Raw genomic sequence first — 12,621 nt, 5'->3', positions numbered from 1 at the left:
TTTCTGTGTCTCAAATTAATGATCGTTTTTTATCATTGTACAATCGTTATTATATCCACAAATGGCGCTATGTTTCAGCAATTAATCTAATTAATTTCACTGGCAGGGACGCGTTGAGAAGTGCTAGAATGCAGCCGAGTTTAAACGCTCGTAATTGATACTTAAGAAAAATTTATAAAGGGGAACACCCAATGAAGCATATTGCGATGTCTTTAGCACAAGCAAAAACAGATTCACTGCTTGATGATATGACAAAACACACGCGTATCGGTCTGACAGGCGCTCAGCGCACCGGAAAAACCACCTTGGCTGAAAAGTACAGTGAGGCAACCGGTTTACCATTTATCAGTACCCAAGCTTCGCAAACCTTGGCCAGTGTAGGGTTTAATTCAGAGGCCACTTATCACAATGATTTTACTGCACGCTTAGATGCGCAAAACTACTTGCTTGATCATGCCGATAAGCAATGGAGCGCGCATTCCGGCGGGTTTATCACCGATAGGACGCCGATGTGCATGGCCGCTTATACATTGGCAGACATAGTGGCCACTACGGAGCTGTCTGAGCAACACTACACGCGCCTTATTCAGTATATAGACCGCTGTAAGTTGATCACCATGAAACACTTTGATTTGCTTGTGAATGTCAAACGTAACCCTGCCATTACACTGACCGAAAAAGCGGGTTCTGCTCCTGCTAAGCCACACCATATTTTGCACGTTGAAACGCTGTTGTCGAGCTTATTGAGTGAGTTACGTGTACCGACTGATGGCGAGCCGACGATACGCCATGCGATTTTATCTGGTGACACCGAGCAAGGTCTGTGTACTCAGCTTGATGGGCTGGCTGAGCACAATCAAACCAATGCTTTGGGCTCGTTAGAAAACCATGTTCGTAAAACCTTGATGGACCAAGAAGGGGTGACCTTCAAGTTGGCTGAACTGCCTTTTTGTGCTGATACTGTGGTGGTGCGTGTGGCTTGGTTACATAGCTTGGTCGTGAGTGATTTACTGCATTGGTTAGACGCGGCGTTGACGCGCATCAATGACAGTCCCATGTTAGATGCCTTAAACCATACCTTGTACCAAACCGTTGATGTGACGCGGATTGCTAATAAATAGAAGGTGTTTTTAATAGTATAGAGAAAGCCGGTGATTACCGGCTTTTTTGGGACGTGAGTTCGAGCCGCCCGAGTGTTGCAAGCTTATCGGCAATATCATTACCGATGGCGGTAAATTTATCCCAGCTTCTGGCGGGAAAGTCAGCGGCATTACGGTGTCCACGGCAGTGGTGCCAAGTCGGCTTTAAGCCTTGGCTAGCGAGCAAAAATTGCTGCCAGTACGGTAAGTTCTTCACCCCTTCAAAGTGCCTTGCTTTCCAGCCATCAAGCCACTGTGTTGCGCCTTTAACCACATATTGGGAGTCGGAAATGATATGGAGCCGAACTTGCCCAGTGCTAATGTCATCAAGCTCTTTGAGCTGCAATAAGGCGTGATTCACGGCATGCAGCTCCATTTGGTTATTGGTTGTATTGGGGTGATTACCACGCAAACAGCTCAGATAGGCCGAAGTGTCTTCATCGACCAGTAAAAAAGCACACCCCCATCCACCAGGTCCAGTTGAGTCGACTTTGTTACTGATTTTATCGCGTCTATAGACCACACCACCATCGCAAAATAGATACAGCGCGGGTCTAGAGTAGGCACGTGGCAAGGCATAAGCGAGTTGCTCCGCTAATCGCTCTGGGTCCAATGCAGTGCGTAATTGCTGACAAGTTGGGTTGCGCTTTGCCATGATTTATCTACGCTTTTTACGTGCTTTTGCCGCCGCTTTTTTATTTGCTTTAGTGGCGGATGACCGCTTGTTACGGGTAGTACAAGACATAATCCGCACATTTTGTGCAGCCTGCATTGAACGTCGATATTCACCCACGCGCAGACTAAGCTCACCCGGCGAGGTATCCTGATAAGGCTCTGATAAATGGTATTTGGTTTTGTATGCCCCTTCGCTTATTACGCCTACGCCTTTGGATAATTCAGTGTCGTTGTCACAGGTGGCAACATATAGAGCATGGTAACTAAACGTTAAGACAAACCCGCCATCTATATCTGCAAGAGCGGCTTCACAATATGATTGGTCAATGGCACTTTGATAAGCCACTGGGTCAACGCCACTAAAATCACACCAAGAGCGTTTTCCATCGCTATGCTGCACGTAGGTATAGAATGAAAATAAACGGGTACTTTGCGCCAAGTCATCGATGGCACTGGCCACCACATCTTCACTGGGTAGTTGGGCTTCACCGGCATGATTAATCAATTGGAAAGCCAAGTAAACACGCTGCTCTGTGGTGTTGACGCTCAGTCCAACACAGAACTGATCAAAGAGCGCGCTGGCTCTGGCCAAGTGATGTAAATGTTTGGCTTGTGCATCGGTTGTGTGACCTGCGGCCAACAAGTGGGACATGCCCATATGCCACGAGTCTATACGGCTATTAAATACCGCATCAAGCTTACTGTTATGCATTGCACTGATAAGTTGTGCAGTGCTTATCATGGGTTTTGCTTTACCTCTCGGCATCGGGTTATTTATTGGCGCTTTCATCATAAAGCGTCCAGCATGCTTGTTTGCCATTGCGCGCTGTACGTCAGCGACTTGTACAGAAGAAAGGGACATAGTTATTCTCAATTCACTTATCTATCAGTCTCAATTATTTTTGTCTGACCCCAATGGAGTCAGCACAAAAATATAGGGCAAAACCTGTTACAGTGCAAGCTTTTAGGGACTAAAGGTCAGTGATTATTTTTGGCGCTTGTGAGGCCTCCGCTTTTGTGATGTCTTCTAATACGCCTTGGATCATGGCGTCGAAGTCATATTCTTCGCCATCGGCAACCCGACGTAAACGTACCATATCATCGCGCAGCCGACCGTGGTTAATCATCATTATAATGGCATGTCGAGCAATACTGATTAGGGTGTCATCGTTTGGTACAAACACCACGCAAGTTAGCTTTTGTTTAATATAATCAGTAGGGTAAGGTAATTTATCGCAAAAGATAATGTCGCCTACGCGTTCCGCTTTTGGCGCATCTGGAATTATGTTTGTCATACTGTGTTACACCTGTATTGTCATCATCAAGATTGTGTTTTACATGATAAGTGCCACTGGAACGGCGACTTAAAATAAAATTCATTGTACAATTCGATTGGTTGGTTTTAAAACACATATTGTACAACATATTGAGGGGTTATTAACGATGTCAAACGGTGAAACCACGCTCTTACTAGAACTTGAAAAGTTCTTAGGGGAAGAGTTAAGCGTTGATAGTTTAATGCGTGACGCGATTGCGCTCAGTGCTGAGCAATTTGGTGAAGCCAATACAATTACACAGTTGCGGTTTTTAGCGGATCTTAAAAATGCATTGGGTGATGAGGCGCTACCTTTCGCTGTAGGGTTGTTGATGTCTTTACCGCATAGGGAGCCAGATTGGCGTATTTTACTGGCTGAGCGTCAATTACCTGATCTGGTGAATGCGTTGTCATATTTTGCACCGGTGCAGGTGGCACAAAACCAGTTTAAGACGGCCTCGAACAAGTGGAAGGCAGAGGTTGAACAATTAATATTGGCACCTGATTATGTCAAATTACTCTATTTGGCTTCTTTGGTTAAACGCGTTGTTGATAAAGACTGGCATAACTTTTTACAGCAGCAGCAGCTGGTTGAGCGTGCGTGTTTGGCAGCGAGCTTACTAGGTGAGCACAATGAATCATTGCAGACATGGGTGAAACTTTTGCACGCGACCTGTGAGATCAGCTATAAATCAGCATCGCCAAAGCGCGGCACTCTTAATTTGAGTTTAAGTTAGTTAGGTGAAAAAACCTCAGGCTTGGCTGCCTGAGGTTTTAGTACTTACACTGGGCGTTGATTGAAGTCGAGGAAGAAGCGCTCATAGGCTGCATGGCCTATGTAAGTCAATCGAGTTTGTCCTGTCGTATTGCCATCTTCATCTATGTCATCTGAGACATAAAAAACGCCTTCAGCAAATTTGATCAGTGATGGGATGTTATATCCGCGCACATCGGAGGGGGACGTGACCATATCAAAAACGCGTTTTTGCTCATCGGTGTTTAAGTCCAGCGTAATGTATAAGCCTTTGCCGCGTTCTTGCAATGCTGTTGCTTCATACAAGGCTGTACGTAAGGTGAGTCGCAGCGCATCACATTGGCTTTCGAGCGTTTTAACATTGTCTAGTGCAGCGAGCTTGAGTAAGCGAGTGTAGACTTGACCGATGTCATTGATGTCGCCATCAGACATTTGCGCTAAGATAGCCTCACGCTCGGCAGGAGTTAGCTGACTGACTTTATCAGCGGCATCTTCCAAGATCTTTTGGTCAATACCACCGCCTTTTAAAATCACCTGATCAACGAAATTATGTAGCCATGGAATTTGTATTCCGCTGGCAATTTTGGTCGGTGCCGACGCGCCTACTTGGACGCCTTCGCCGGTTTTGTAAAGGTAACGGACTTGGACATCATAATAGACGTAACGGTCAAAGATTCCGCCCGCAGTATCTTCTATAGTGAAGTAGTTAGGTGTCGCTGGGTCATAAACGTCACGGTCAACAATGACTTCACGTGGCGAGGCTTTGCTCAGAAGTTGGTTAATAACTTCAAAGCGTGGCTCGATATTATCTGGCACTCCAGACATATCATGGGTGAGGATGTTATACAGTAATTTGTAGTCATCAGAAGGCTTAGCTATCGACAAATTATTTAGATCTGGCGGGACGATTGCGGCACCTGCGGTCGTGAATACGCCTTCGGTAAAGCCCGCTTGCTCTACGCCATCAACAAAGAGTTTAATGCCGTAATAGTAGTCTGTGCCTGATAGAAGCCCATCTACATAGAGCGTTTTATAGTTGTATTTGTCACCGTCATCATAGGACGCTTTGTGCACCAAAATGCTGCCACCAAATTTGTAGGGGACGAGTGTTTTGGTGTGTGCTTCATCAAAAGAAGTGCCTGATTGATCAAGTGCGTCTTTTGGTGCCACATAAATAGCCAAGTAGGTTTCAGGTAATAGCGCTTGGTCTTTAAGCACCTCACGCAGCGCCTGCTGGCCTTCAAAACCAATTAGCGTAATGCCATGGCGCATCAAACCGTCGTATTCAGGCTGCGGATCTGCAATCGTGGCAACGGGGTTTGAAGCATTCAGAAAAGCATTTAAATCAAGAATCATTATGCAGTATTCCTTAGTCAAAGAGGTCAAGCGGTGAGGCTTGACCTACAGTCAGATGGCGAGTTCTATTATGAGAACAGGATTTCTGCACGGTCTCTGTAGACAGAACCGCGCACTGTTACATGGAACTTATTTTCTGCGATTTTATTGGTCTGTGTATCGACAACGGCACCAAGATAAAATGCCTTGTCTAACCAAGTGTAATAGCTTGTTGGGATGCCTTCTCGGTAACCTTGTTTGGTCACGAAAGTAAACGCTTCTTTGAGTTCAGGGTCGCTTAGATCCAGCATTTCAGCATAGCTTTCGTCAATCTCGCTATAAAGTGCAATGCGGCGTAAAAACTCACGAATTTGTGAGAATTTTATAGCCATAGTTTGGAACTCTTCTACGGCGACGTCACGTGTCATATCGTAAAGAAGTGATGCGACACTTGAATAAGACCCTGAATTTAATGCACCACGTAACTGGTCACGTACTTGTGCATTATCAAGGATATTTTGTGCCAAATCTGCAACTAGTGTGTCTTCGACTTGTCGTCCTTGAATGACCGTTTGGTCAACAAAGTCTGACAACCAAGGCAGCATAAATGGCTCAGCTGTGACCACTTCGTATTCACTTGCAGAGTCAGCTTTACCAGCTTCAGCTTTACGAGCGCGCACACGGATTTCATAGTTAACGTAGCGGCGCATATTCTCGGTCGTTGGTGAGAATGTGAAGACTGGCTTGGCATCTGGATCAAAAGTGAAGTTGGAGGTCAATATTACAGTCTCGTCATAACTCATTTCAGGCATTTTCGCCTTTGTTGAGTCGATGACTTCTAGTACAAATGTGTCTGTATCATCAGTGACAGCAGTATCAATCGTGACTTTTACGGCACTGCCTTCTTCAACTTTTTTGATGGTGACACTTGGTTTACCAATTTCTGTACCCTCTAAAGCGATAATATCAGAAGATGTTAACCAATCTGTCTGAGGTTGCTTATTGAGCACCAGTTCAAAAGCATATTTATAGTCAATGCCAGCAGGTAAGCCTGAGATCTCAAACGCAGCGTATAAAGTGCTGCCACTTTGGGATTGGATCAGTTTACTCAATGGAATACGACGAGCTACTAAGGTGTCATCATAGTCACCATTGTCGAACTTATTCTTGTCAACGCCATTTGCCGTTGCGTTGCGATTTGGTACTAAATACACAGAAAGATATGAGTTACTGATGTCTTCTTTTAATGTAATAGCGTTATCTGACGCATGTTGACGTATTGCTTGCAATAGGAAGTCACCTGATGCTAAAGCGTTTTCAAGCGTAAAGGTAACAGAGTGCAAACCGTGCGTGTTTACTGATGATGAAGTTGCGTTAACAAATGTTTCCGCAAGCACTGATTTCATGGAAAATGCCATGCTAATAACTCCTAGGTGTTAAGTTAGGTTTATTGCTGTCTCATAGCCGGTTCACAATCGCGATTGTGGGCATTCTCATGTCTCGGATAAAGAAAATATCTTCTTTACGTGTTCTTTGTAATTCTACTATTTTTATTATCTTTGTACAAAGGGTAGCGATGGGATTGGGTGAACTTCATAGTATCGATTTATTGTGCTCAGTGCCGTGATATAATTATCAATTAAGTGAGCCAGCTCTCTGATCTGCCTTTGTTTTTGCTACATTTGCATAACCAGTATCACGACTTTCAGCCGTCATTATGTAACACCAGGTACTGTTATTTAAACGGACTAGCAGCACCGATAATGTTAAAGCAAAAAGAATATTAAGTATTTTCTTTGGCATCATCGGCACAACCACACGTATTATTGCAAATACAGACATCCCCACATGCAGGTGTTACTGCGCGGTGAGATTGTCTATCTTGCTGTTGTTCAACAAGTTCTGTGAGCTCGGCTAGTACTTTTTCAAGTCGGGTCATATCAATTCTGCTTCTTAATATAAAAACATTATACAATGATTTTGGCATTCTGATTAGGTTAAAGCAAGTACTTCATTGCTTCTCTTTTAGTCATAAAAAAGTAGCTAGCCTAGCGCACACTATAAACGTTTATTCTGTAATTGGTTTGGGCTGTGGTACAACGCTCACCGCAAATTTGGCCCCGAATTCACAAAATGACTGTGTCCAACCTGACACTTTTGCCATTTGGGCTTTGACATCATCACTGGCCGCATCTAGCAACATGAGTAGGCGCTTATCACCCATGATCAAATCATGTTCTCTTTGCGTAACATCTTGATTTGTAACACCTGATATAAGTTTTAGTACTTCTGGTAAGTATTCAAACTCAGGCATTTCTTTCTCAATTACAGCGTTAATTGCAGGCACGCTGAATAGCGCTCGGATCTGTCCATTAGGAAATACAGTCATTATTATTCTCTCAAAGTCTCAAATTAAATTGCTCACCTCTAATACAGGTGGCCCTAACTGGGTGTTTTCCTCAGTTAGGGCCAACAACATAACAGCTAACCTAGCCTGTTGTCTAGAGCAGTGCGTGTAATAAACTGGCGCGCTCGTGTTTTGACAAGATTTGGCTAGGCGCTGATTTTTTCGTTAAGTCCGTAAATAAGGCCATACTTTCCTTGTCGATAAACCAGCAAAAGTTACCAACTTCAGCTTCGATAATCACGGCAAACTCGCCCATATAATCGCAGCGGTAAGCTTGATCCTTAAACCGTTGTGTCAAAGCCAATAGTAGACAATCTCGGTCTCGCACTAACAGTGACGTCGTTTGTCGCAATTGCAAAATTGTATGATTTGCTTGTGTTCTAAGCTCCTCACTTTGTTGCAAAGAAGACTGTACTTCTGGCAGTGATGTTACTTCAAGGACACGTTGCATTATCGAATAGTCACGACTGGCGGGAGACCAATCGAAACCCAATTTATCAAGTGCTGTTTTTAGTGCAGCCTTTGCATAACTCGCCTCATCGCTCAGCATTGTGTTTGTATATTCAAGACGTTTGACCTCTGCAAATAAGTTTGCAGCGTTTTTTAGATCAGCGTTTGAAGGAGCGTAAGCCATGTAACCTCCGTTATATGTGAATTGACCGCATTCACATCACGCAAGTAACGCAGTTACACAGTTCAAGGTCATAGTCGTATGGCAATGGCCTGCGCACTAATTAACGAAAAAACCGTGTGTCTTAATGTCTCATATGCGCAGCTTTGGGCACTTAAATATCGTCATATATGACGGGAGATAAGTAAAACTGCCTGCTTAAATCAGGGCTCTTTGGTCGTGCTTTTTAGTCAAGCAATGACCAGAGAATATGATTATTCACAGGATGCAGTCTCAATCAATGTGGGGTAAATATCTAAGTAAAAGGATAGATACACACTTGCAAGTCTAACACATTATTCTATGTTCAGAACAGCGATTAAATTGGCGAGGTCAGATTTATGTGCGTTTAATAGGTCGTTTCTGGCTTGTGACCAGGGCATGCAGCAACCTTTGCTGATCTGACAAGCGGCTTGGGTGTGTTGCTCATGGGCGATAGTACAACGATATAATGTATGACCTGTGTCGAGGTTTTTGTGGGGGTGTAAAAAACGACATTGCTGTGCTGTTTGGTCAAGCTCACCGACAGGGCACAGGTTGGTTTTACAGCAGCCACCACTGCGAATACATTTGAAAAAAAGCGTTTCATCTCGCACGGATAACAGGCCGTGTTCGGCCTGTAAATCCAGTTCGGCTTGGCTTGGCGACCAAAGCTCAGGGGTAATTTCGCCTATCATAATGTCGCTTATGATTTACCCAAATAGGCGTGACTGCAAATGCTTAGAACCTTGTCTCTATCAATTAAAGTAAATGCGTTGTCCTGCCCTTGTAGTTCAAGTAGTACTGAACTGTCGTCATGCTCTGCAATATACCCAGTGAGACTGATGTTGTTAGCAAGGTAAATGCGAATAAGTTGACGCTCACTTTGCCACAATTTAAGGGTGTTTCTTCTTAGTTGGGGTTGTGTGTTTAGCATGGTATTTCCAATAAAAATCAATTAAATACGTTTTTAACTGCGGCTTTTAAGCTGCCCATTAAGCCACGGTTATTGGGTTTTTCTGTGGTTTTTGTTCCTTCACTGCTATTCCAAACTAAAGTACTGTCGCTGTGTGCCAATACTTGGTTTTCATAGACGGTGACATGGGTGGGCACGGCTAATTCACCGGCTAAAAATTGGTTGCCTTTCTCTGTCAAATGATAGTAGCCATTACCGCGTTTACCCCGTTCAATGAGCCCCCAGTAGCGCAGCTTTGCGGCATCTCCACGGGTACCTGAATGACAAGTTGCGTCTTTGAGTATGGTTTCTAAATGAAATTCACGTACCACACAGTGCTGGGTGTGCATTTGGACAAGTTGCAGTGCATTGATCATTGAATGCGTCAGAGCGCGTTTGTAGGCACGTTTCACTGCATGACAGCAAGGGCATTTAGTTTTTAAGTCGGCATCGAATTCGGCATACATTTTTGCCTGTGCATCGGCTATTGTTAATTTATTGAGTTGTTCGTTCATTGTTTTTTCCAAGGTTATCCATTACACCAAGATTGCTTTGTGCCACCGTAATATTCGAAGGCTAAGCCCGCTTCAATCAAGCGTCGAGAGAGCGGGACGCCATCGACTTTCACGTCCGCTAAAATTCGAAAATACTTATCGCGTTGCAGGTTGTGTAGGGTGATTTTTCCACTGGAAACGAAATCAAAAGTGAAGTGCTTAGCTTGTTCACCAAGGTTTTTTTCTTCTAGGCATTTGTAGCTGCGGATCTCTGGCGTATCGACGCCATGAACACGCACATTGATGGCTCTGCCGATAATATGAGGCCAGCCTGCAATGTTTACCTTGATGGTGTCACCGTCGTAAACAGAGACTAACTCACTGACGTCCACAGATTGCTCGTAAATGGTATTGGCGTGCGTTGTGCTAACGCCCATCATTATCATTAGCGCAGCCATAAACTTGGCTGAGCTTTTTACTCTGCTCATTGTCTCACTCCCAGTCGCTCACGCGCATTCTCATTGGTAGATCATTGTACAATATAAAAGTGATTGTTTGTACAATATTTTATAATATACTGCGGTTGTGAGATTTTGATACCCGAGGACTTTATGTACGCCGTGATCTATGACACGTATTATCGAGATACCCCTGAGCGCATTCAGATGAGTGGAGTGGTGTCGCTTAAAGATGTTTGCCGATTGACATTATGTGCAGAATTTAAGGCCGGACATGCCCCTGAAGAGGCCGGAGACTCGCGTCGACCGCCGTTAAAAGCAACACTGGTATTTGCTGGTGAGGCTTTGAAAGACTTGCTGTTTAATAAACGTCATACCGAGCATATGCCATTTCAGGCAGACGATATTCGTGCGGCGCTGCTTGCCTGCGTGCACGTGTCGACCACAAGTAAGCGCTGGCAAGATTTACACGTCACAATCGGTGAGATTACTCGTGGCTCGGTCAGCTTGGAATTACGCGCCAATGCTTTGACTCGTATCGTGATGACATTGGCTCTGCCGCTTGGGGTATTGGATGCACTGCTCAGTGCTGTGCTTTATCTTGAGCAGCACCCCAAGATCAGAGAGCTGGTTTTGACATGGCCGGTCAGCAGCTATCGCAATATGATACAGGCCACTGCGACAACGCTGAATTAAGGGCTACTGAGTGAGCATCTGTGCAATGTTCGGATCACCTGCAAATAGATCGCTACTGCGCACGACCGTGTCCTCCCAGCGCCAACCTAGTTTAAATAGAGCGGGTAAGTGATAGACAAAGTAACTCGCCGCTTCAATGACATTACTTGGCAGTTGCGAACCGGTTAGGATTTTATGTGCCACTTCTGGCGTCCCTTCGATGCGAAATAGCGGAATGTCATTGGCTTGAGCTTTACCGCCAAATGGAAGCACTTGAAACAACCCATGGATTGCGCCGCGAGTTACTGTGCAATAACTATAATGGCCAAGACTTTGCCCCTGTGTGCGCGCGAGGTTGGTCGCGGCTTGTAAACAGCAGTGCTCAAAGTCGCGACCCGCGAGGGCTGCATCACCGACAATACGGACCGCTTGGCTACCTAAATGCACTTTCGGATCTGTCAAAGCAGGAGACTCGGTGGTAATGACATGATTTGCTTGGGCATAGCTTTTTTCGAGGTTGGTTTTGCGCTGCTCGTACACTTGTCGCAGTGCGGCGAGCTTTTCATCGAAACTTGCGTCCAGTTTAACGCGTTGCTCACTGATGTCCTCTTGCATGATAAGTGCTTGGTCAAATCTCATCATGCATCACCAAGCTGTGATAAGGCGGCTGTTGATATTGGCGCTGGCGGTCATCTCAGCAATTTCCCGTGCCTCTCGTTTGCAATAACGGCCAAACATCGAGTCTCGTAAATACTTCATGGTTCTGGCAACCATCTGGGGTTCACTGATCTCGGGGTTATTATGTAGCGCATTTTGCGTGTATTCGTTAATTATATCAACAAGTTGCTTTTCAGATATTTTACTTGGTAGCACTTGTGATAAGACGGAAAGCTCATGCTCTAATTTATTCAGTTTTTGTCCTTTTGTCTCGCCTTGAGTGCGGAAATGATGGTTGTTTAGGGCAATGACGCGGGCATCTTTTATTTCATTCTCAACCATTAAACCACAGCGTAACTGATCTCGTGGTGATGCCAAATGAGCGGGTTTATATAGGGGCTCGCCGTCCTCTGAGAGGCCAAGCAAGGTGATTTTAGAGCGCTTTAGCGCAAGGTCTAGTCGCTTTAATATACATTTGACAGAGGCTGCATGTTCTTTGTGTTGTTTTTGTAGCGCCTCTAGGGTGTCTATCAAAGAGACCGTAGATTCGGTACTCATCGTTGTACAATTCTCTGTATTGAAAACCGTACTATGTACTAAATATATCAATAGTTCAATGGCACAAATTTATTTGTTGTACAATAAATCGAAAAGACACAGCAAAACATGCTATGCTATTTGAAGCTTCTCTATTGCTACGTAGGGGATTTCAGCGTAATATTCAGTCGGTATGCGGTTTTTACATATTCTATCGCATGCTGCGTGAGACTTAGGAGTATCTTTATTATGAATACAAATTGGCTAGCTAATGCATTTGTTTCGACGGAAGAGACGACCACGTTCCTCCATGAAGACCAATTATCATTTGAACTTTGGACAATCGTCACGACCGAGACAGGTAACATTGTCCCTGAGCGATTAAGTAATCAAGTGGCCAGCTCGTTTGAAGAGGCGGTGGCAAATTGGGTTGAGTTATTGGGCGAGCAGGAGAGGTTTGACTCGCTATCTATGACTTACAATGGGTTTCCTGTTGTCCCGTCGCGTGATGAAGCATTAAAAGTGGTTCAACAATTAAGCTTTAATCTGTACTAAGTTCTGGATAAAAATT

18 protein-coding genes are annotated in these 12,621 nt (G+C 44.5%); 4 read left to right on the top strand and 14 right to left on the bottom strand.

What is annotated here, in order from left to right:
• Positions 1–191 precede the first annotated feature (191 nt).
• Positions 192–1,121: an AAA family ATPase gene (locus QNM16_RS23635; protein WP_284022702.1), complete on the top strand. Its 930-nt coding sequence runs from the start codon at positions 192–194 to the stop codon at positions 1,119–1,121.
• 34 nt (positions 1,122–1,155) lie between these two features.
• Here the strand turns inward: QNM16_RS23635 and QNM16_RS23630 are convergent, their stop codons facing one another.
• The 3 genes from QNM16_RS23630 to QNM16_RS23620 form a co-directional block, all read right to left on the bottom strand.
• Positions 1,156–1,794 carry a ribonuclease HI gene (locus QNM16_RS23630; RefSeq protein ID WP_284022701.1) on the bottom strand — a complete coding sequence of 213 codons (639 nt, stop codon included), beginning with the start codon at positions 1,792–1,794 and terminating at the stop codon, positions 1,156–1,158.
• A gap of 3 nt (positions 1,795–1,797) precedes the next feature.
• A complete protein-coding gene (locus QNM16_RS23625) occupies positions 1,798–2,676 on the bottom strand; it encodes a hypothetical protein (protein WP_284022700.1) in 879 nt (292 codons plus the stop codon).
• Between the two features lie 109 nt (positions 2,677–2,785).
• Entirely contained in the window at positions 2,786–3,109 is a 324-nt protein-coding gene (locus tag QNM16_RS23620) for a hypothetical protein (RefSeq protein ID WP_284022699.1), read from the bottom strand.
• A 148-nt stretch (positions 3,110–3,257) separates the two neighbouring features.
• On the opposite strand from QNM16_RS23620, the gene QNM16_RS23615 reads away from it, so the two are divergent.
• Positions 3,258–3,866 carry a hypothetical protein gene (locus tag QNM16_RS23615; protein ID WP_284022698.1) on the top strand — a complete coding sequence of 203 codons (609 nt, stop codon included), beginning with the start codon at positions 3,258–3,260 and terminating at the stop codon, positions 3,864–3,866.
• Positions 3,867–3,910: 44 nt separating this feature from the next.
• On the opposite strand, the gene QNM16_RS23610 is transcribed toward QNM16_RS23615, so the two are convergent.
• The 9 genes from QNM16_RS23610 to QNM16_RS23570 all read right to left on the bottom strand — a co-directional run bounded on the left by QNM16_RS23610 (position 3,911) and on the right by QNM16_RS23570 (position 10,211).
• On the bottom strand, positions 3,911–5,239 hold the full coding sequence (locus QNM16_RS23610; protein ID WP_284022697.1) for a hypothetical protein: 1,329 nt from the start codon (positions 5,237–5,239) through the stop codon (positions 3,911–3,913).
• Positions 5,240–5,307: 68 nt separating this feature from the next.
• Positions 5,308–6,636 (bottom strand): hypothetical protein, encoded by a 1,329-nt coding sequence (locus tag QNM16_RS23605; protein ID WP_284022696.1) that lies wholly within the window; start codon positions 6,634–6,636, stop codon positions 5,308–5,310.
• 365 nt (positions 6,637–7,001) lie between these two features.
• Entirely contained in the window at positions 7,002–7,157 is a 156-nt protein-coding gene (locus tag QNM16_RS23600; protein ID WP_284022695.1) for a hypothetical protein, read from the bottom strand.
• Between the two features lie 129 nt (positions 7,158–7,286).
• Entirely contained in the window at positions 7,287–7,607 is a 321-nt protein-coding gene (locus QNM16_RS23595) for a hypothetical protein (RefSeq protein WP_284022694.1), read from the bottom strand.
• A gap of 112 nt (positions 7,608–7,719) precedes the next feature.
• The gene (locus tag QNM16_RS23590; protein WP_284022693.1) at positions 7,720–8,259 is read right to left on the bottom strand and encodes a hypothetical protein; all 540 of its coding nucleotides are present in this window, start codon (positions 8,257–8,259) and stop codon (positions 7,720–7,722) included.
• A 332-nt stretch (positions 8,260–8,591) separates the two neighbouring features.
• Positions 8,592–8,972 carry a hypothetical protein gene (locus tag QNM16_RS23585; protein WP_284022692.1) on the bottom strand — a complete coding sequence of 127 codons (381 nt, stop codon included), beginning with the start codon at positions 8,970–8,972 and terminating at the stop codon, positions 8,592–8,594.
• 8 nt (positions 8,973–8,980) lie between these two features.
• The gene (locus tag QNM16_RS23580) at positions 8,981–9,211 is read right to left on the bottom strand and encodes an RNA chaperone Hfq (RefSeq protein ID WP_284022691.1); all 231 of its coding nucleotides are present in this window, start codon (positions 9,209–9,211) and stop codon (positions 8,981–8,983) included.
• A gap of 17 nt (positions 9,212–9,228) precedes the next feature.
• Entirely contained in the window at positions 9,229–9,744 is a 516-nt protein-coding gene (locus tag QNM16_RS23575) for a hypothetical protein (RefSeq protein WP_284022690.1), read from the bottom strand.
• Between the two features lie 14 nt (positions 9,745–9,758).
• Positions 9,759–10,211, bottom strand: a complete 453-nt coding sequence (locus QNM16_RS23570; protein WP_284022689.1) for a thermonuclease family protein — start codon at positions 10,209–10,211, stop codon at positions 9,759–9,761.
• Positions 10,212–10,334: 123 nt separating this feature from the next.
• Here QNM16_RS23570 and QNM16_RS23565 point away from each other — a divergent pair, with 123 nt between their 5' ends.
• Positions 10,335–10,877 (top strand): hypothetical protein, encoded by a 543-nt coding sequence (locus tag QNM16_RS23565; RefSeq protein ID WP_284022688.1) that lies wholly within the window; start codon positions 10,335–10,337, stop codon positions 10,875–10,877.
• A gap of 3 nt (positions 10,878–10,880) precedes the next feature.
• Here the strand turns inward: QNM16_RS23565 and QNM16_RS23560 are convergent, their stop codons facing one another.
• Together QNM16_RS23560 and QNM16_RS23555 are read right to left on the bottom strand one after the other, a co-directional pair.
• Entirely contained in the window at positions 10,881–11,498 is a 618-nt protein-coding gene (locus QNM16_RS23560; RefSeq protein ID WP_284022687.1) for a hypothetical protein, read from the bottom strand.
• A gap of 3 nt (positions 11,499–11,501) precedes the next feature.
• Positions 11,502–12,071, bottom strand: coding sequence for a hypothetical protein (locus QNM16_RS23555; protein WP_284022686.1), 570 nt, complete (start codon positions 12,069–12,071; stop codon positions 11,502–11,504).
• A gap of 228 nt (positions 12,072–12,299) precedes the next feature.
• Here QNM16_RS23555 and QNM16_RS23550 point away from each other — a divergent pair, with 228 nt between their 5' ends.
• Positions 12,300–12,605, top strand: coding sequence for a hypothetical protein (locus tag QNM16_RS23550; protein WP_284022685.1), 306 nt, complete (start codon positions 12,300–12,302; stop codon positions 12,603–12,605).
• Positions 12,606–12,621: the final 16 nt, after the last annotated feature.

It is taken from the genome of Pseudoalteromonas umbrosa (assembly GCF_030125375.1).
GTDB lineage: Bacteria > Pseudomonadota > Gammaproteobacteria > Enterobacterales > Alteromonadaceae > Pseudoalteromonas > Pseudoalteromonas umbrosa.
Note: the sequence above shows the minus strand (reverse complement) of the source record. Positions and strands in the feature narration are given on the sequence as shown.